Genomic DNA, 18,597 nt, shown 5'->3' with positions numbered 1-18,597 from the left:
GGCAGCCGAAGCACGCCCCGGGCCGGGCCGCCGACCACGACCTTCGTCAGCGCATCCGGCCCAGGGCGTCCTTCAGCCGCCGCGCATCGCGCAGCCGCTGCTCGTACGTCGCCCCGACCATCAGCAGCAGCAGACCGGCCAGCGCGGGCGGCAGCCAGCGCGGCAGAGCACCCACGACCTGGATCACATACGGTGCCAGTTCGTGCAGGGCGTCCATGGCCAGCACCGCACCACCGAGCAGCAGCAGCGCCTGCAGCCGCAGCCGCGCCCCGGCCAGCGTGATCACCAACGCCACCACGCCGAGCAGCAGCGGCCGCACCCATGACGGGTCGGCCCAGGCCGCGAAGAGACTCGGCACCAGCGTCGCCGCCAGGCCCGCCCCGTACGCGGTCCACGAGGACGCCGCCGGATCACGGCGCCGCCGCAGCACACCGACCACCAGCGCGGGCACCGTCACCGGAAGGGTGTACGCCTCCGGGGCCGACACATCCGAAGCCGACAGCCGCACCCAGGTCGCCAGGACGAACAGGACCACCGCCAGATACCCGGCCGCCGGCCGCCGCTCCCCACGCACGGCCGTGCCCGCCGCCAGCACCCCGCACAGCGCGAGGACCAGAGCCAGGAACGGCGCATCCGGTACGGCCATCGCGACCGCCACCGCACCGGCGACGGCGCCGGTCAGCTCGACCGGCAACGCCGACGGCCCGCCCCGCAGCCGCGCCCCGAGCAGGACCGTCACCGTGGGGACGGCCAGCATGAGCGGCGCGGCCCGGTACGTCGCCAGTTCCAGCGAGGCCCCCAGCGCACCGGCAAGCACCATCGCGCACACCACGGCCGCACACGCCGGCACCGCCTGCATCAGCCGGGCCACCCGCGCCGCCGGCGCCGCATCGGCACGCGTCCCCACCGCCGCCGCCCCGAACAGCACCAGCAGCGCGCCGAACACCCCATAGGTGGCGGGCTCCACGGCCAGCGACAGCGCCCCCGCACTCACGGCCCCGACCACGGCGCACACCAGCGCGGCCGACGCCACAGGGTCCGCGCCGCGGCGCACCGCCCGTACCGTCACGGCAAGGAGCGCCGCGACCAGCACCGACTGCACCGCCACCGTCACCGTGTACGGAGCGTCCAGGGCAACGGGCAGCACCAGCAGCCCCGCCCAGCCGAGCACCAGCGCACTCGCACCCGCCGCACCACGCCATGCCGCACCGGGGGAGACCACCGCTCCGGCCATCCGCACACACCACGTCCACCAGCGGTACGCCGCCCCCGTCAGACCGGCCACCGCCAACAGCATCACCGGAGCCGTGGAGAGCTGCGACCACTCCATCCCCTCCAGCCCCAGTGCACCGCGGGCACGGCCGTCCGGCACACCCGACCACACCGCCGTCAACCGCGACACCGGACCCACCAGCGTCATCCCGACCGCGGGCGCCGCGGACAGCACCGACCCGGCGGCCACCACGCCCGACGCCCACAGCACGCCCTGCCCTGCCGGTCGCGGCAGCGGAGCCCGTACCGCCGTCAGCAGCACCGGACCGCACAGCAGATACACCGGAACCGACCAGTCCTCGGCCGCCCCCGCACGCAGAACACCGCCCACCCCGGCCACCACGGCGAGCCCGGCCAGCAGCCCACCGGCCACCGCGAACTCCTTGGGCGCCCGCCACACCCCGAACAGCGCCACCGCCGCCCCCGTCAGCAGCAGCGCCCCGGGCACCACCGCCGCCGCCGGCGTACCGGCTGTCACGGACAGCGCCAGAGCGAGCAGCAGTCCGGCCGACCCTGAAAGACAGCCACCGACGACCGCGGTCGCCCGCACCGCAACACCCTTGCCCCGCAGGGCGATCGCACAGTCCAGCGCCGCCGTGAGCAGCAGCGCCCCGGCGAAGACCGACGCCTGCGCACCCACCGCCCAGGTCCACAGCACCAGCGTGAACTGCACGCTCACCACGGCTATCGGCAGCGGCAGACGCAGCTTGCCGAGCGCCAGACCGTAGGCCGCCCACAGAGCGGCCAGCACCGCCGAAGCGGCTGAGGCGAACCCGAGACTGCCGGTGTCCGGCGCCGCCACCCGGTGCAGCGCATAGGCATCCAGCACCATGAGCACCAGCGCGAGCGCGCCCAGCGACTCGGCTGTCGACGGCAGCCCACGGCGTAGCAGCACGGCGGGCGCGGCCAGCGCGGCGACCGTCACCAGAGCGAGCACCGCCGAGCGGCCGCCGATCCCCATCTGACCCCAGCTGACCAGGGTGAACGCGGTCGCCGCGATCGTCAGCAGCAGACCGCCCAGGGTCAGCAGCACATTCTGTGCACTGCGCGGCGACACGGGGGCCGCCGAGGGGGACGAGGGCGTGAACGGGGCCGTGGCCGGTCGTCCGGGCGGTGCTGCGGGAGGCGTGGCCGGCGGCTGCAGAACACTCAGCAGCCAGGCACGACGGGTCAGCAGTTGCATCCGGCGGGCGTCCAGCCGGGCCAGTTCACGGTCGAGGAGCGCCAATTCCTCGGCGGGCGGCGGCACATGGTCCATGAGCGGAGTGTGGCGCGGCCCACAGGTTCGGACATGCGCTCGGATACTCAGGTGGGGGACTGAGTACGCGCAGACTGGGACCCATGGACTGGAGTCACTACCGTTTTGTGAGTATCTGGGACGTATCCGCCCCACCTGCTGTCGTGTACGGAGTCCTCGAACGCGCCGAGGAGTACCCGCGATGGTGGCCGCAGATCCGCGAGGTCGCCACGCTCGACGACACCAGCGGAACCATGCGGATCCGCTCCTTCCTCCCGTACGACCTCGTCATGACCGTGCGCGAGAGCCGCCGCGACCCGGCGGCCGGAGTGCTCGAAGTGGCCCTCGACGGTGACCTCGACGGCTGGGCCCGCTGGACCGTCACCGCACACGGCACCGGCACCCGCGCCACGTACGAGCAGGAGGTCGAGGTGCGCCGGACGATGATGCGGCTGCTCGCGGTGCCGGGGCGTGCGGTGTTCCGGGCGAACCACGCGCTGATGATGCGGGCCGGACGCCGAGGACTGGTGGCCCGTCTTGAAGGAGTTTGAACCACACCCGCCGGGCCCTGTAAGGTTCAGTGCGTTCCCGGGCGATTAGCTCAGTGGGAGAGCGCTTCGTTCACACCGAAGAGGTCACTGGTTCGAAACCAGTATCGCCCACCCCGGGAGAGGCCGGTCCGTCGACGTCATCGACGGACCGGCCTCTTCATTTCCGGATCACGATCATGGGACCGGCTTCCGCAGGCCCGCGATCATGCCGCCGCCGGCAGTTCCGGACGCAGTGGCCAGGCCGGGTCCACCGCCTCCGGCGTACCGCTCTTCGCGAACCACGCCTGCAGCCCGCGCGCCTGCGCCGCATGCCACATCGCCTGCAACGCATGCAGCTCCGACGGGGACAACCGCTCCAGGCGCGACGAGAAGCGCCGCCCCACCGCCCGCACCAGCTCCAGCGACGCCGCCGCATCGGCCGCCGCGTCATGGGCGCCGTCCAGCACCACCTCGTACTGCGCACAGAGGTCGGTGAGCGTGCGCCGGCCCTTGCGGTAGCGGTCCAGATGCTTGTCGAGGACCCGCGGATCCAGCACGCACAGCGGCGTGTTCTCCAGGTACCCGGCCAGTGACGACGCCCGGTGCCGCTTCAGCTCCCGGTCCAGCAGCGTCAGATCGAACGGTGCGTTCATCACGACGAGAGGCCGCCCGGCCGTGCACTGCTCGGCGAGCGCCCGGGCTATCTCCTCCACCACCGGCGCCGGCCACCGGCCGTTGCGCTGAAGGTGATCGTCGGTCAGACCGTGGATCTCGGTGGCCCCCACGGGCACCGGCACCCCCGGATTCACCAGCCAGCGGGTCACGCGCATGCGCCCGCCCGCCGTGTCCTGGACGACCAGGGCCGCCGAAACGATGCGGTCCTCCTCGACGTCCACTCCTGTTGTCTCGGTGTCAAAAGCGGCCAGTGGCCCCTCATACCAGTGAGTCATCCCCGAACTCCTCGTGCCCGACCGGCAGATGGCGTGATTCCCCTGCCCGATTCGGTGATACCCGGGCCCTTTGCCTGATACGCCGTTTGCGGACCGCTCCGTGCGGTGACAACACAGTTGACGGGCGCGAAAGTTGCCCCGAGGACTCGCCGACCGAACGAACCGAACGGCACAGCCCGGAAGGCATACGGAGCCATGGCGCTCGCGCAGCCCGAATCAGGGGGCCCCTCCCGTGCCGAAGGCTACGGGGGAGGGCTGTTGCCCCAGCAGATCGCTCCGCTGCGCGGCACACTCGCCACCACCGCCTGCATGGAGACCCTTCAGGTGGGCTACTTGCACGCGGTCGCGGCCGCGGCGGGGTGCTCCCTGTCGCAGCCCTTCCCCGACAACGGAATCGACTGGCATGTCAGCCACGGCGCCCCCGGTCACCTCGTCGACGACGAGGTGACCATAAAGGTGCAGCTGAAATGCACCTATCAGATACCACCGCACCCATCCGGACCGACGTTCGCCTTCACGCTGGACAACGCCCACCTCGTGAAGCTCGCCCGGACGCCCGTGTCGGTGCACAAGATCCTGGTCGTGATGGTTGTGCCTCGCAGCCAGGACGACTGGCTGCGGGCCGGACACGACCGGCTCGACCTGCGGCACTGCTGCTACTGGATCAACCTGGCCGGCCACGCGGTGACAGGCCGGCACAGGACCACTGTGCGGATCCCGACCACGCGCATATTCGACGACCGCGCGCTCTGCGAGATCATGACGCGGGTCGGGGCGGGAGGGAGACCCTGATGCACCGGCCGATGGACGAGCCCGTCGACGCAGCGATGCCGTCGGGCACGCGACCACACCCAAGCGAGACGGTGAGCCACTGGCCCACCGCGCTGCCGCCCGTCGGGGACATCCCCGATCCCGCCCGCGTCGACCCCGCGGTCCTCGGTGCCCTGTTGGACCGGCACGGCTGGCGTCGCCGCGGCGGCTCGGCCGGACGGTACAGCCGATGGACCCCGCCGGGAACCGTGGCACCCTCCGGCGGCGGTACGAGCCTGCTCGTACCCGACACCACGGCCTTCCCCGACAGCGAGGATCTCCTCGCCGAGGCACTCACCGCGCTCGCCCGAAGCGCCGCACCCTCGGCCCGTGACGTCCTGGTCTCCCTCGCCGTGCCCAGCGACGAGATCCGCTGGTGGCGCGATGTCCCCGACGGTGCGCTCGGCGCAGCGGGCGCCGCCGGAGCGGCCAGCTGGAGCGGCGCCGAACAGTTGCGCGCCGCGGCCCGGCAGATCCTTCTCGCCGGGGCGCTCGCCGTGCGGGGGTGCACCGGCTTCCACGGCGCACGCCACCGTCGCAGGGCTGTCGCCTCGCTCGAAGGCATCCTCGTCGGACCTGCGCCGGGTGGCCGCGACCTCACCGCGTATCTCCCCGTCGAACCGGGCCGCGCCGTCTCCGTACGGCTCTACCACGCCCTGCACGCCACCCGCGAGGCGATCGACTTCCAGCGCGCCACCGGGGGTATGGGAGCCTTCGACGGCGCTGTGGAGGCCGGTGTCAGCCGGGAGCTGACCCAGGCCGTCATCGCCCTGGTCCGCGGCTCCGAAGGGACGAGGATCTCCCTGGCCTGGGCGCCCGCCGCGGGAACCCCCGACGGCTGCCCGGCCCGCCCCGAACCGGTCGAGTTCTCACCCGGCGACCTGCCCGCCCTGCGGCTGGCCGGCGCCCGCTACATCGAGGACGAACCCGCCGTCAACGTACGGATCACCGGGGCCGTCGTCCGGATGCGCCGCTCGGGACCGCGCGGCGCCGGAATCGTACGGCTGCGGGTCCTGGCGGGCGCCGAGGTCCCGCACGTACGGCTGGAGCTCGACGAGGAGGCGTACCGGATCGCCGGTCACGCCCATCTCGTCGGGCTGCCGATCCGGGTGGAGGGGCGGCTGGAGAGCCGGGACGGCTTCCGGCGGCTGACCCGGGCCTCGCAGGTGGTACCGGTACAGGTCGACGAGGCGGAACGGGACAGGCTGATGAAATCGCTCCAGGAGAACCTCGACTTCTTCGAGGAGGCCTGCACGGGTGAATAGGCGCACCGTGCCGGGCAGGCGGGCGGCCGGAGCGAACCCTTTCGCTAAGGGGGCCGTCGGCTCGGTACGATTCGTCTTGCGTGCGCAGTGGAACAGGGCGCGCACCCCCCTTCAGTCAGGAGAGACCGGTGTCAGACGTCCGTGTGATCATCCAACGCGATTCCGAGCGGGAAGAGCGCGTGGTGACGACGGGCACTACGGCTGCCGAGCTCTTCCCCGGCGAGCGCACCGTTGTTGCCGCCCGGGTCGCCGGTGAGCTGAAGGACCTCGCGTACGTCGTCGCCGACGGCGAGGTCGTCGAGCCCGTCGAGATCTCCTCCGAGGACGGCCTGAACATCCTCCGGCACTCCACCGCGCACGTCATGGCGCAGGCCGTGCAGGAGCTCTTCCCCGAGGCGAAGCTCGGCATCGGCCCGCCGGTCAAGGACGGCTTCTACTACGACTTCGACGTCGAGAAGCCGTTCACGCCCGAGGACCTCAAGGCCGTCGAGAAGAAGATGCAGGAGATCCAGAAGCGGGGACAGCGGTTCTCCCGCCGGGTCGTCACCGACGAGGCCGCCCGCGAGGAGCTGGCCGACGAGCCGTACAAGCTGGAGCTCATCGGCATCAAGGGTGCTGCCTCCACGGACGACGGCGCGGATGTCGAGGTGGGCGGCGGCGAGCTGACCATCTACGACAACCTGGACGCCAAGACCGGTGACCTGTGCTGGAAGGACCTCTGCCGTGGTCCGCACCTGCCGACCACCCGGAACATCCCGGCGTTCAAGCTGATGCGGAACGCCGCGGCGTACTGGCGGGGCAGCGAGAAGAACCCGATGCTCCAGCGCATCTACGGCACCGCCTGGCCCTCCAAGGACGAGCTCAAGGCGCACCTGGAGTTCCTGGAGGAGGCCGCCAAGCGCGACCACCGCAAGCTCGGCAACGAGCTGGACCTGTTCTCCTTCCCCGACGAGATCGGCCCCGGCCTCGCCGTCTTCCACCCCAAGGGCGGCATCGTCCGCCGGACCATGGAGGACTACTCGCGCAAGCGGCACGAGGAGGAGGGCTACGAGTTCGTCTACTCGCCGCACGCCACCAAGGGCAAGCTGTTCGAGAAGTCCGGCCACCTGGACTGGTACGCCGAAGGCATGTACCCGCCCATGCAGCTCGACGACGGGGTGGACTACTACCTCAAGCCGATGAACTGCCCCATGCACAACCTGATCTTCGACGCGCGCGGCCGCTCCTACCGTGAACTGCCGCTGCGTCTCTTCGAGTTCGGCACGGTGTACCGCTACGAGAAGTCGGGTGTGGTGCACGGCCTGACCCGTTCGCGCGGCTTCACGCAGGACGACGCGCACATCTACTGCACCAAGGAGCAGATGGCGGAGGAGCTCGACAAGACGCTCACCTTCGTTCTCAACCTGCTGCGCGACTACGGTCTGACCGACTTCTACCTGGAGCTCTCCACCAAGGACCCGGAGAAGTTCGTCGGCTCGGACGAGATCTGGGAAGAGGCCACCGAGACGCTGCGCCAGGTGGCCGAGAAGCAGGGACTTCCCCTGGTCCCAGACCCGGGCGGCGCCGCGTTCTACGGCCCCAAGATCTCGGTCCAGTGCAAGGACGCCATCGGCCGCACCTGGCAGATGTCGACCGTGCAGCTCGACTTCAACCTGCCGGAGCGCTTCGACCTGGAGTACACCGGCCCCGACGGGACCAAGCAGCGCCCGGTCATGATCCACCGCGCCCTGTTCGGCTCCATCGAGCGGTTCTTCGCCGTGCTGCTGGAGCACTACGCGGGTGCGTTCCCGGTGTGGCTGGCCCCGGTCCAGGCGGTCGGCATCCCGATCGGCGACGCGCACATCCCGTACCTCCAGGAGTTCGCGGCGGCGGCCAGGAAGAAGGGGCTGCGGGTCGAGGTGGACGCCTCGTCCGACCGCATGCAGAAGAAGATCCGCAACCAGCAGAAGGCCAAGGTGCCCTTCATGATCATCGCGGGTGACGAGGACATGGCCAACGGCGCCGTCTCCTTCCGCTACCGCGACGGATCGCAGGAGAACGGCATCCCGGTCGACGAGGCCATCGCCAAGATCCAGAAGGCCGTCGAGGACCGCGTCCAGGTCTGACCGCCGGAGACTCCAGGGGCCCACGCAGCGCTAGCCGCTCTGCGTGGGCCCCTGCTCGTCCTCCCGCGTGAACACCTGCACCAGCCACGACGAGAACGAACCCGTCACCGCCCCCAGCAGCGCCAGACCACAGACCATCAGCCCCGCGGCGACGGTCCTGCCGCCCGGCGTGACCGGTGTCACATCCCCGTACCCGACCGTGGTCAGCGTCGCGCACGCCCACCACACCGCGTCGCCGAACGTGCGGATCGTGGCGCCCGGGGCATTGTGCTCCTGGTGGTACACGGCCAGCGCGGCCGAGAAGCCGAGCAGCAGTGCGGTGAGCCCGGCGTAGGTGATCACCCGCGCATACAGACTCAGCCGTGCCTGCTCCCTGCGCCGCTGGACCGCCGTGTAGAGCCGGATCACACGCAACGGCCGCAGCAGCGGAAGCACCAGCACCACCGTGTCCAGCCAGTGGGTGCGCAGGAACCGCAGGCCCTGGCCGCTGAGCCGGATCCGTACGACGTAGTCCACCGCGAAGAGCAGCCAGGTGAAGCAGACCAGGATCAGGGCGAGGGCGCGGCAGGGCTCGGCGTCGTGCGGGGCGAGGACCCGGCCCGCGTATCCGATGAGGAAGACCAGGGACGCGATGAAGAGCGGTACTTCCGTGCGCTGCTCCCAGCGACTGAACCGCAGAGGGGTGGAGTCCGTGGGCTGGTCGCTCATCGCCTCAGCATCGCCGTCCGCCGACCGGTGCAGCCCCGGCGACACGCTCAGCGGGGGTGAAGCAATATGCTGATCTGCATGACGACTGAGCCGGAGCAGCAGATCGGAGTGGGAACGCCCGACGCGTTCCAGCGCCTGTGGACGCCTCACCGGATGGCGTACATCCAGGGTGAGAACAAGCCGACCGGCCCGGAGGCCGGCGACGGCTGTCCGTTCTGTGCGATCCCGGCGAAGTCGGACGAGGACGGACTCGTCGTGGCGCGCGGCGAGAAGGTCTATGCCGTGCTCAACCTGTATCCGTACAACGGCGGCCACCTGATGGTGGTGCCGTACCGGCACGTCGCCGACTACACGGAGCTGGACGGTCCGGAGACGCTTGAGCTGGCCGACTTCACCAAGCGCGCGATGTCGGCACTGCGGGCGGCTTCGGGGGCGCACGGCTTCAACATCGGGATGAATCAGGGAGCGGTGGCGGGCGCGGGTATCGCCGCCCATCTGCATCAGCACCTGGTGCCCCGCTGGGGTGGCGACACGAACTTCATGCCGGTGGTGGGTCATACGAAGGTGCTGCCGCAGCTGCTGGCCGACACCCGGAAGATGCTGGCCGAGGCCTGGCCGGCCGCCTGAGCCGAGCGGTGCGCGTGTGGGGCGCCCCGGAGTGATCCGGGGCGCCCCACACGCATATCCACCGCGTCTCTATGCGTCGTACATGTCGGCCTTCTTCGGCGTCGGATCCTGCACGAATCCGCTGAGAATCATGGAGCGGTTGTCGAAGCGCTCCGTGTCGACGCCGTTCTCGTCGAGGACGCGGAGCGCCGCGCTGTGCACGGCCCGAAGGACGGGGGTGGCGGCGCGGATCGCGTCGTCCGCCATGAAGCGGTGGCGCCACGGCTTCTCGGCCCAGGCGTGCCGCAGGCCGAACGGCTCCGGGAGGGTGATCTTGCCGCCCAGGTGGTCGAGCATCGGCGGGTACCAGGTGAAGGGGGCACGCAGGGCCAGGCGGACGACCTCCTTGGGCTCCACCAGCGGGAGCATCACCTTGCGGGTCTCCCAGAACCTGACCGTCTTGTTGACCGTCTTCTCCTTGGCTTTCGGCTTGCTCGTGAAGAGCGAGTGGACGGGGCCCAGGGCGTGCCCGGTGACCTCGATCCGCAGCGTTTCGTGGAGCACCGTGACAGTGATCATCATGGTGATCACCAGCTGGCCGTCCCAGAGGGTGAACTGGACGCCCAGGTAGTGCCGGTCGCCGCTGCCGAACTGCTGGTGGTTGCAGATCCGCTGTATCTCGTGCGGCTTGATCTGGAAGGTGGCGACATCCTCGCCGGCCGGGCGGGTGACCTCGTCGGCGTTCTCGCCGACGGGCGAGACGATCCAGTGCGTGACCGACGGCTTGGGGAAGCCGCCGGTGTGCAGCGGACCGCGTTCCAGCATCTTGAGCTGGTCGTGGATGACACGAATGAGGTCCCAGCTGCGGAACTGGTGGAATTCCTTGCCGGGATCCTTGGCGACGAGCTCCTCGGCGAGCTGCCAGCTGCCCCAGCGGGTTCCCATGCCGAGGATGCCCTTGGGGCCGGCGTAGAAGACGGAGTTGGACTGTTGCTCGGCCGCCAGCTTCTCCAGGCCCTGGCGGAGCGCCTCGCGGGAGGTCTCGTTCGGATTCTTCGGTACGGCCTCGGGGATCTTGGCGATGACACCGCCGCCGGAGAGCAGCCCTTCCCAGCGGGCGCGCATGTCCTTGGCCGACGTCTCGGCGATCCGTTTGGCGATCAGCCAGCCGATGACGGGGGCGACGATCATCGCGCGCAGGTACAGCGCGAGGAGTCCGGTGACCGGCAGTTTGATCAGGAAGAACAGGGCCGCGATGCCGATCAGGGGGAGCAGGGCGATGCCGAGGGCGCTGAGCGCCTTGTCCTTGGTGGCGCCCAGGCCGTCGCGGAGGCGGAACGCAAGCACCCACAGGAGCAGTCCGGGCAGGAAGAGGAAGCCGAACACCACGGTGACCAGGGTCAGTTTGGTGTCCCGGGCCTTGCGGAGCCGGGTCGCGGACAGGCAGTGCTCGACGACGGTCTGCGGGTCGGTGCCGAAAGACTGGATGAGGGCCTTGCGGGCGCCGCCCAGCATGCGTTCCTGCACGGCGCGGGAGAAGGCCTCGCCGAGGCTGGGGGCGAAGTATTTGCTCTTGAAGAGCTTGGAGCGACCCTCGTCGATCTTGGACTTGTGCCACTCGCTGTCGGCCTTGAGGATGTCTTCCACCGGGCTGTCGCGGTACGCGGCGGAGGCCAGGGCGTTCGTCGCCACCGCCTGTCCGGCCGCACCCTGGAGCGGGACCTGCGCTCCGGGAGAGAAATCGAATCCGTCGTTGGCCACTGTCGCCCCCACTTGCCACCAAGGATCTGCTCCTGCGGCCTTCCCAACTGCCGCGCCCGGCACACCTTCTGAGCTGGGATCACAGCGTATCGTCCGGATCAACGCGCTGCCCGCCCTTGTGGACAAGGACGGGCAGCACTGTCAACTATGTGCCATTTGAGGCGTTTTCCTGCTCTTCGCGGACGCGGTCCGCGAGCTGTGCGGGCATCGCTTGGTGCCGGGCGTACGACCGGTCGAAGCGGCCGGTGCCGTGTGACAGCGAGCGCAGGTCGACCGCGTACCGGCCGATCTCCAGCTCCGGCACTTCGGCCCGTACGAGGGTGCGTCCCGGCCCCGACTGCTCGGTGCCGACCACCCGCCCGCGCCGCCCCGACAGATCGCTCATCACCGGCCCCACGTAGTCGTCGGGGATCAGGACCTGGACCTCGGAGACGGGTTCGAGGAGCTGGATACGGGTGTCCGCGGCCGCCTCCCGCAGCGCCAGTGCGCCTGCCGCCTGGAACGCGGCGTCGGACGAGTCCACGGAGTGCGCCTTCCCGTCCCGCAGGGTGATCCGGACGTCGACCAGGGGATGGCCGGCCGCCACTCCACGGGCTGCCTGGGCGCGTACCCCTTTCTCCACGGACGGGATGAACTGGCGCGGTACCGCGCCGCCGACCACCTTGTCGACGAATTCGATGCCCGAACCGGGGGGCAGCGGCTCCACGTCGATCTCGCAGATGGCGTACTGTCCGTGGCCGCCGGACTGCTTGACGTGCCGGCCGCGGCCGGTCGACGGGCCGGCGAACGTCTCGCGCAGGGGCACCCGGTGCGGTACGGCGTCGACCTGGACCCCGTACCGGGTGCGCAGCCGGTCCAGAGCCACGTCCTGATGGGCTTCGCCGAGGCACCACAGGACCACCTGATGCGTGTCCTGGTTCTGTTCGAGGCGCATGGTCGGGTCTTCGGCGACGAGCCGTGCGAGCCCCTGGGAGAGCTTGTCGTCGTCCGCCTTGCTGTGTGCCTCGATGGCGAGCGGCAGCAGCGGATCGGGCATGGTCCAGGGCTCCATCAGCAGCGGATCCTCCGGGGCCGAGAGGGTGTCCCCGGTCTCGGCGCTGCCCAGTTTGGCGACGCAGGCCAGATCTCCGGCGATGCAGCTGGTCAGGGCGCGCTGCTGCTTGCCGAACGGGGCGGAGAGCGCGCCGACCCGGACCTCCGCGTCATGGAAGGGACGGGGTTCGTGGCCGGGGTCGGTGAGGCCGTGGCCGAGGACATGGACGGTTTCGTCGGGGCGCAGGGTGCCGGAGAAGACGCGGACGAGCGAGACGCGTCCGACATACGGGTCGGAGGCCGTCTTCACCACCTCGGCGACCAGCGGTCCTCGCGGGTCGCAGGCCGGGGCGGGGCGCAGGGCGCCCTGCGGGGTGGTGACGGCGGGCAGCGGGCGCTCCAGCGGGGTCGGGAAGCCGCCCGTGATCAGGTCGAGAAGTTCGACGGTGCCGATGCCCTGGCGTGCGCCGTCGGTGGCCGGTGCCGCGGTGAGGACGGGGTGGAAGGTGCCGCGGGCGACGGCGCGCTCCAGGTCGTCGATGAGGGTCTTGATGTCGATGTCCTCGCCGCCGAGGTAGCGGTCCATCAGGGTCTCGTCCTCGCTCTCGGCGATGATCCCTTCGATCAGCCGGCTGCGGGCGTCCTGGAGCGGTGTCTGCTGGTCGTCGGCGGGCGGGGTCGCCTTCCGCTCGCCGCTGGAGTAGTCGAAGATCCGCTGCGAGAGGAGTCCGGTGAGTCCGGTCAGCGGGGCGTGCCCGTCCGGGCCCTCGGCGCCGAGCACCGGGAGATAGAGCGGCAGTACGGCGTCGGGGTCGTCGCCGCCGAAGATCTCTCCGCAGACCCGGGTCATCCCGTCGAAGGAGGTGCGCGCGGTGTCGAGGTGGGTGACGACGATCGCGCGCGGCATGCCGACGGCGGCGCACTCCTCCCACACGGCGCGGGTGGTGCCCACCACGGCGTCGGCCTCCTGGGCCGCCGAGACAACGAAGAGGGCCGCGTCCGCTGCCCGCAGACCGGCCCTGAGTTCCCCGACGAAGTCGGCGTATCCAGGGGTGTCCAACAGATTGATCTTGTACCCGCCCCATTCGACGGGGACCAGGGAAAGCTGTACGGAGCGTTGCTGACGGTGTTCGATCTCGTCGTAGTCGGAGATCGTCCCGCCGTCTTCGACCCGGCCGGCCCGGTTGACCGCTCCGGCGGTCTGTGCGAGGGCTTCGACGAGGGTGGTCTTGCCTGAACCGCTGTGGCCGACCAGCACCACATTCCGTATGGAGGAGGGCCGGTCGGCCGTTGCTGCTCTGCCGGCGGCCCCGGTGTGTGCGTGTGCCTTGTCGCCCATGATGTGCCTCCCGGTGGAGTGCGCTGTGCGGGGAGCTTGCCTGGCGCGTTGGGGGGAGATGAGGGGCGCGAGCACGGGGAGCCGCCGCGGCGGCTTCGGCGACGCCCGCGGTAATTCGAGCTTTCCACTCAGGTCGGCTTGCGTCCATACGTCGTACGCCGACGCACCTGGACGGGTGCCCGGAGGTTGGACCCCTGCACGGGTGACTACGATGGGCCAGCCGGTGGCCGAAGGGGCCGCACGGCCCACCGACCCCTCGGGAAGGCCATGCTGAACAAGTACGCGCGTGCATTTTTTACGCGTGTCCTCACACCGTTCGCCGCACTGCTGCTCCGTCTCGGCGTGAGCCCTGACGCGGTCACGCTCATCGGTACGGCCGGAGTGATGGCAGGTGCGCTGGTCTTCTTCCCCATGGGTGAGTTCTTCTGGGGCACGATCGTCATCACGGTCTTCGTCTTCTCCGACCTCGTCGACGGGAACATGGCCAGGCAGGCCGGTATCTCCAGCCGCTGGGGCGCGTTCCTGGACTCGACGCTGGACCGGGTCGCCGACGGGGCGATCTTCGGCGGGTTCGCGCTCTGGTACGCGGGCAACGGCGACGACAACGTGCTGTGCGCCGTGGCGATCTTCTGCCTGGCGAGCGGCCAGGTGGTCTCGTACACGAAGGCCCGCGGGGAGTCGATCGGCCTGCCGGTCGCGGTCAACGGTCTGGTCGAGCGTGCCGAGCGGCTGGTGATCTCGTTGGTGGCGGCCGGGCTGGCCGGGCTCCACAAGTTCGGTGTGCCGGGGATCGACATCCTGCTGCCGATCGCGCTGTGGATCGTCGCCGTCGGCAGTCTGGTGACGCTCGTGCAGCGGGTAGTGACCGTGCGCCGCGAGTCCGCGGAGGCCGACGCCGCCGCCGCGGCGGCGGACCGGGGGAGCGAGGCCGCCCAGTGAGCGGCACCCAGGGGGAGTCGAAGCCAGGGCTGAAGGAACGGCTGACCGACGGTCTGTACGGGTTCGGCTGGAGCGCGGTGAAGAAGCTCCCCGAACCGGTCGCGCAGGCCCTCTTCCGTACCCTCGCCGACCAGGTGTGGAAGCGGCGCGGCAAGAGTGTGCTGCGGCTGGAGTCGAACCTGGCGAGGGTGGTGCCGGACGCGAGCCCGGCCCGCCTGGCCGAGCTCTCCAGGGCCGGGATGCGCTCGTACATGCGCTACTGGATGGAGTCGTTCCGCCTGCCGACGTGGAGTCCGGAGCGGATCAAGGCCGGCATAGACGTGTCGGACACCCACCGGCTGACCGACGGTCTCGACGCCGGACGCGGTGTGATCCTCGCCCTGCCCCACCTGGCCAACTGGGACCTGGCCGGGGCCTGGGTCACCACCGATATGAAGGTGCCGTTCACCACGGTCGCCGAGCGGCTGAAGCCCGAGTCGCTGTACGACCGGTTCGTCGCCTACCGCGAGGGGCTCGGCATGGAGGTCCTGCCGCACACCGGCGGGTCCGCCTTCGGCACCCTGGCACGGCGACTGCGCGACGGCGGCCTGGTCTGTCTGGTCTCCGACCGCGATCTGTCCGCATCCGGTGTCGAGGTGACGTTCTTCGGCGACACGGCACGGATGCCTGCCGGTCCCGCGCTGCTGGCCCAGCAGACCGGTGCGCTGCTGCTGCCCGTGACCCTCCGGTACGACGGGACCCCGGTGATGAAGGCGCGGATCCACCCGGCCGTCGAGGTGCCCGAGTCAGGTACGCGTACCGAGAAGACGTCTGTGATGACACAGGCGCTGGCCGATGCCTTCGCCACCGGAATCGCGGAGCACCCGGAGGACTGGCACATGCTGCAGCGGCTCTGGCTCGCCGACCTCGAACCCAGGGAGGAGCAGTCATGAAGATCGGCATCGTCTGCCCGTACTCCTGGGACGTACCGGGCGGTGTGCAGTTCCATATCCGCGACCTGGCCGAGCACCTGATCCGCCTCGGTCACCAGGTGTCGGTGCTGGCCCCCGCCGACGACGAGACGCCACTGCCGCCGTACGTGGTGTCCGCGGGCCGGGCCGTGCCCGTCCCGTACAACGGCTCCGTCGCCCGGCTGAACTTCGGATTCCTCTCCGCTGCGCGGGTGCGCCGCTGGCTGCACGACGGCACCTTCGACGTGATCCACATCCATGAGCCGACCTCGCCGTCGCTGGGGCTGCTCACCTGCTGGGCCGCGCAGGGGCCGATCGTCGCCACGTTCCACACCTCCAACCCGCGCTCCCGGGCGATGATCGCCGCGTACCCGATCCTGCAGCCCGCGCTGGAGAAGATCAGTGCGCGCATCGCGGTGAGCGAGTACGCACGCCGGACCCTGGTCGAGCACCTCGGCGGTGACGCGGTGGTCATTCCGAACGGGGTCGACGTCGGCTTCTTCGACAAGGCCGAGCCCAAGCCCGAATGGCAGGGCGGGACGATCGGGTTCATCGGGCGCATCGACGAGCCGCGCAAAGGCCTGCCCGTCCTGATGAGGGCACTGCCCGCGATCCTCGCCGCCCGCCCGGACACCAGGCTGCTGGTGGCGGGCCGGGGTGACGAGGAGGAGGCCGTCGCCTCGCTGCCCGAGGAGATGCGCGAGCGCGTCGAATTCCTCGGCATGGTGAGCGACGAGGACAAGGCACGGCTGCTGCGCAGTGTCGACGTGTACGTGGCCCCCAACACGGGCGGCGAGAGCTTCGGGATCATTCTGGTCGAGGCGATGTCGGCGGGCGCACCGGTCCTCGCCAGCGATCTGGACGCCTTCGCCCAGGTGCTGGACCTGGGCGCGGCGGGCGAGCTGTTCGCCAACGAGGATGCGGACGCGCTGGCGGGGGCGGCGATCCGGCTGCTCGGCGATCCTGCACGGCGCGCGGAGCTGAGCGAACGCGGCAGCGCGCATGTGCGACGGTTCGACTGGTCGACGGTGGCGGCGGACATTCTCGCGGTGTACGAGACGGTGACGGACGGGGCCGCATCGGTGGCGACGGACGAACGCACGGGCCTGCGGGCCCGGTTCGGGCTGGCCCGCCCCTGAGGCCGGACGCTCCTGTTTCGGGCCGGCCGGCCCAGGACGGACCGGGCATCGTGCGGTCCGGCTCGGGGCGGTGGACCGCACGCCCGGGCATCTCGGGGCCGTCCGTCCCGGGCCCGACCGGCGCGATCGAGGACCAGGGTCCGGGGCTGCTTGCCGGGCAGGGGCGCGGGCCGGAGGGCCGGGGCACGCGCGCCCGACGGTAGCCTTGCGGCCCGTGACCGAAACCCTCATCTGGATCGCTGTCGCGATCGTCGCGATCGGCCTGTACCTCAGCTGGACCGCCGGACGGCTGGACCGGCTGCACACGCGGATCGACGCCGCCCGCGCCGCCCTCGACGCACAACTGCTGCGCCGTGCCTCGGTCACCCAGGAACTGGCCACGTCCGGTGTCCTCGACCCGGCCGCGTCCATCGTGCTGTACGAGGCCGCGCACGCGGCCCGGCAGTCGGAGGAGGAGCACCGCGAGGTCGCGGAGAGCGAGCTCAGCACCGCGCTGCGGGCGGTGTTCGGCGAGCCGGCCCAGGTGGAGGCCGTGAAGGAGATCCCCGGCGGCGAGGAGGCCGCGTCCGAGCTGGCCGCGGCGGTGCGACGGGTCCCGATGGCGCGGCGGTTCCACAACGACGCGGTGCGCGCGGCGCGTGCGCTGCGCAGGCACCGCACGGTGCGCTGGTTCCGGCTGGCCGGACACGCGCCGTTCCCCTTGGCCTTCGAGATGGACGACGAGCCGCCGGTCGCGCTGGCGGACCGCCCGGTCAGCTGAGAGGCGAACGGCCGCCACCGGGCCCCTTACGCGGCCGCCTCGCCTCCGTACGGGGGCTGTACGTCCCGCACAGGACCGCCACTCGTGCTGCGCGGGGCCCCACGCTTCTCTTCGGGGCAAGGCGCGCCGTTCATCCGTACGCGGCCGTGCGCCGCCAGAACGATCCACCGGCCTGCCATTGGCCCTTGCTGTGGACTGGTTCCGAGGAGTTTGCTGGGCAGAGCACTAATGAGCACCATCAGCATCTTTTTCTCCGAGTGAGGTCGATCCGTGTCCACGCTTCCCACCACCCCGCAGTCCACCGACTCCCCGGCGACCGGCACCGCGCGCGTCAAGCGCGGCATGGCCGAGCAGCTCAAGGGCGGCGTGATCATGGACGTCGTCAACGCCGAGCAGGCGAAGATCGCCGAGGACGCGGGCGCCGTGGCCGTCATGGCGCTCGAGCGTGTGCCCGCCGACATCCGCAAGGACGGCGGCGTGGCCCGGATGTCCGACCCGAACATGATCGAAGAGATCATCGAGGCCGTCTCCATCCCGGTGATGGCGAAGTCCCGCATCGGCCACTTCGTCGAGGCCCAGGTCCTGCAGTCCCTCGGTGTCGACTACATCGACGAGTCCGAGGTCCTCACCCCCGCCGACGAGGTCAACCACAGCGACAAGTTCGCTTTCACCACGCCGTTCGTCTGCGGCGCCACCAACCTGGGCGAGGCGCTGCGCCGCATCGCCGAGGGTGCGGCCATGATCCGCTCGAAGGGCGAGGCCGGTACCGGCAACGTCGTCGAGGCGGTCCGCCACCTGCGCCAGATCAAGAACGAGATCGCCCGGCTGCGCGGCTACGACAACAACGAGCTGTACGCCGCAGCCAAGGAGCTCCGCGCCCCGTACGAGCTGGTCAAGGAGGTCGCCGAGCTCGGCAAGCTGCCCGTCGTCCTGTTCTCCGCGGGTGGCGTCGCGACCCCGGCCGACGCTGCGCTGATGCGCCAGCTCGGCGCGGAGGGCGTTTTCGTCGGTTCCGGCATCTTCAAGTCCGGCGATCCGGCCAAGCGCGCCGCCGCCATCGTGAAGGCCACCACCTTCTACGACGACCCGAAGATCATCGCGGATGCCTCCCGCAATCTGGGCGAGGCCATGGTCGGCATCAACTGCGACACGCTGCCCGAGACCGAGCGCTACGCCAACCGCGGCTGGTAGTCA

Annotated in this window: 15 protein-coding genes and 1 tRNA gene; 11 read left to right on the top strand and 5 right to left on the bottom strand. The window is 70.6% G+C overall.

The annotated features are described in order from the left end of the window. Positions 1–46: 46 nt before the first annotated feature. Positions 47–2,530: an SCO7613 C-terminal domain-containing membrane protein gene (locus ACIA8E_RS20310; protein ID WP_399299956.1), complete on the bottom strand. Its 2,484-nt coding sequence runs from the start codon at positions 2,528–2,530 to the stop codon at positions 47–49. 83 nt (positions 2,531–2,613) lie between these two features. On the opposite strand from ACIA8E_RS20310, the gene ACIA8E_RS20305 reads away from it, so the two are divergent. Continuing rightward, positions 2,614–3,060: an SRPBCC family protein gene (locus tag ACIA8E_RS20305; protein ID WP_399299953.1), complete on the top strand. Its 447-nt coding sequence runs from the start codon at positions 2,614–2,616 to the stop codon at positions 3,058–3,060. 39 nt (positions 3,061–3,099) lie between these two features. Then, positions 3,100–3,171 (top strand) — tRNA-Val (locus tag ACIA8E_RS20300). A gap of 92 nt (positions 3,172–3,263) precedes the next feature. Here the strand turns inward: ACIA8E_RS20300 and ACIA8E_RS20295 are convergent. Continuing rightward, the gene (locus tag ACIA8E_RS20295) at positions 3,264–3,989 is read right to left on the bottom strand and encodes a 3'-5' exonuclease (RefSeq protein WP_399299950.1); all 726 of its coding nucleotides are present in this window, start codon (positions 3,987–3,989) and stop codon (positions 3,264–3,266) included. A gap of 195 nt (positions 3,990–4,184) precedes the next feature. On the opposite strand from ACIA8E_RS20295, the gene ACIA8E_RS20290 reads away from it, so the two are divergent. From ACIA8E_RS20290 to thrS, 3 genes are all read left to right on the top strand, one after another. After that, positions 4,185–4,781 (top strand): DUF4365 domain-containing protein, encoded by a 597-nt coding sequence (locus ACIA8E_RS20290; protein WP_399299948.1) that lies wholly within the window; start codon positions 4,185–4,187, stop codon positions 4,779–4,781. After that, on the top strand, positions 4,781–6,064 hold the full coding sequence (locus ACIA8E_RS20285) for a hypothetical protein (protein ID WP_399299945.1): 1,284 nt from the start codon (positions 4,781–4,783) through the stop codon (positions 6,062–6,064). Before ACIA8E_RS20290 ends, ACIA8E_RS20285 begins: the two co-directional genes overlap by 1 nt. Positions 6,065–6,192: 128 nt before the next feature. After that, entirely contained in the window at positions 6,193–8,169 is a 1,977-nt protein-coding gene (gene thrS, locus ACIA8E_RS20280; RefSeq protein WP_399299943.1) for a threonine--tRNA ligase, read from the top strand. Positions 8,170–8,199: 30 nt separating this feature from the next. Here thrS and ACIA8E_RS20275 read toward each other — a convergent pair whose 3' ends face one another. After that, the gene (locus ACIA8E_RS20275; RefSeq protein ID WP_399299941.1) at positions 8,200–8,877 is read right to left on the bottom strand and encodes a potassium channel family protein; all 678 of its coding nucleotides are present in this window, start codon (positions 8,875–8,877) and stop codon (positions 8,200–8,202) included. A 66-nt stretch (positions 8,878–8,943) separates the two neighbouring features. On the opposite strand from ACIA8E_RS20275, the gene ACIA8E_RS20270 reads away from it, so the two are divergent. Continuing rightward, positions 8,944–9,504 (top strand): HIT family protein, encoded by a 561-nt coding sequence (locus ACIA8E_RS20270; protein WP_399299938.1) that lies wholly within the window; start codon positions 8,944–8,946, stop codon positions 9,502–9,504. A gap of 69 nt (positions 9,505–9,573) precedes the next feature. On the opposite strand, the gene ACIA8E_RS20265 is transcribed toward ACIA8E_RS20270, so the two are convergent. Beyond that, a complete protein-coding gene (locus ACIA8E_RS20265) occupies positions 9,574–11,244 on the bottom strand; it encodes a hypothetical protein (protein ID WP_399299935.1) in 1,671 nt (556 codons plus the stop codon). Between the two features lie 145 nt (positions 11,245–11,389). Beyond that, a complete protein-coding gene (locus ACIA8E_RS20260) occupies positions 11,390–13,615 on the bottom strand; it encodes an elongation factor G-like protein EF-G2 (RefSeq protein WP_399299932.1) in 2,226 nt (741 codons plus the stop codon). Between the two features lie 267 nt (positions 13,616–13,882). On the opposite strand from ACIA8E_RS20260, the gene pgsA reads away from it, so the two are divergent. From pgsA to pdxS, 5 genes are all read left to right on the top strand, one after another. Then, positions 13,883–14,554 (top strand): phosphatidylinositol phosphate synthase, encoded by a 672-nt coding sequence (pgsA, locus tag ACIA8E_RS20255; protein ID WP_399299929.1) that lies wholly within the window; start codon positions 13,883–13,885, stop codon positions 14,552–14,554. Further along, entirely contained in the window at positions 14,551–15,486 is a 936-nt protein-coding gene (locus ACIA8E_RS20250; protein WP_399299926.1) for a phosphatidylinositol mannoside acyltransferase, read from the top strand. The genes pgsA and ACIA8E_RS20250 overlap by 4 nt, the downstream gene beginning before the upstream one ends. Continuing rightward, complete coding sequence (locus tag ACIA8E_RS20245; protein WP_399299924.1) at positions 15,483–16,643, top strand: glycosyltransferase family 4 protein; 1,161 nt, start codon at positions 15,483–15,485, stop codon at positions 16,641–16,643. Before ACIA8E_RS20250 ends, ACIA8E_RS20245 begins: the two co-directional genes overlap by 4 nt. Before the next feature lie 214 nt (positions 16,644–16,857). Then, positions 16,858–17,403 carry a hypothetical protein gene (locus ACIA8E_RS20240; RefSeq protein WP_030968720.1) on the top strand — a complete coding sequence of 182 codons (546 nt, stop codon included), beginning with the start codon at positions 16,858–16,860 and terminating at the stop codon, positions 17,401–17,403. A 270-nt stretch (positions 17,404–17,673) separates the two neighbouring features. Next, positions 17,674–18,594, top strand: coding sequence for a pyridoxal 5'-phosphate synthase lyase subunit PdxS (gene pdxS, locus ACIA8E_RS20235; protein ID WP_030968722.1), 921 nt, complete (start codon positions 17,674–17,676; stop codon positions 18,592–18,594). The last annotated feature ends 3 nt before the right edge of the window (positions 18,595–18,597 follow it).

It is taken from the genome of Streptomyces sp. NPDC051664 (assembly GCF_044453545.1).
In the GTDB taxonomy this organism is placed as follows: Bacteria; Actinomycetota; Actinomycetes; order Streptomycetales; family Streptomycetaceae; genus Streptomyces.
Note: the sequence above shows the minus strand (reverse complement) of the source record. Positions and strands in the feature narration are given on the sequence as shown.

Bases quoted from the DNA above. Each gene is read 5' to 3' on its own strand.
- ACIA8E_RS20275 (WP_399299941.1), bottom strand. From the start codon at position 8,877: ATGAGCGACCAGCCCACGGACTCCACCCCTCTGCGGTTCAGTCGCTGG.
- ACIA8E_RS20310 (WP_399299956.1), bottom strand. From the start codon at position 2,530: ATGGACCATGTGCCGCCGCCCGCCGAGGAATTGGCGCTCCTCGACCGT.
- ACIA8E_RS20305 (WP_399299953.1), top strand. From the start codon at position 2,614: ATGGACTGGAGTCACTACCGTTTTGTGAGTATCTGGGACGTATCCGCC.
- ACIA8E_RS20295 (WP_399299950.1), bottom strand. From the start codon at position 3,989: ATGACTCACTGGTATGAGGGGCCACTGGCCGCTTTTGACACCGAGACA.
- ACIA8E_RS20290 (WP_399299948.1), top strand. From the start codon at position 4,185: ATGGCGCTCGCGCAGCCCGAATCAGGGGGCCCCTCCCGTGCCGAAGGC.
- ACIA8E_RS20285 (WP_399299945.1), top strand. From the start codon at position 4,781: ATGCACCGGCCGATGGACGAGCCCGTCGACGCAGCGATGCCGTCGGGC.
- ACIA8E_RS20260 (WP_399299932.1), bottom strand. From the start codon at position 13,615: ATGGGCGACAAGGCACACGCACACACCGGGGCCGCCGGCAGAGCAGCA.
- ACIA8E_RS20245 (WP_399299924.1), top strand. From the start codon at position 15,483: ATGAAGATCGGCATCGTCTGCCCGTACTCCTGGGACGTACCGGGCGGT.
- ACIA8E_RS20270 (WP_399299938.1), top strand. From the start codon at position 8,944: ATGCTGATCTGCATGACGACTGAGCCGGAGCAGCAGATCGGAGTGGGA.
- pgsA (WP_399299929.1), top strand. From the start codon at position 13,883: ATGCTGAACAAGTACGCGCGTGCATTTTTTACGCGTGTCCTCACACCG.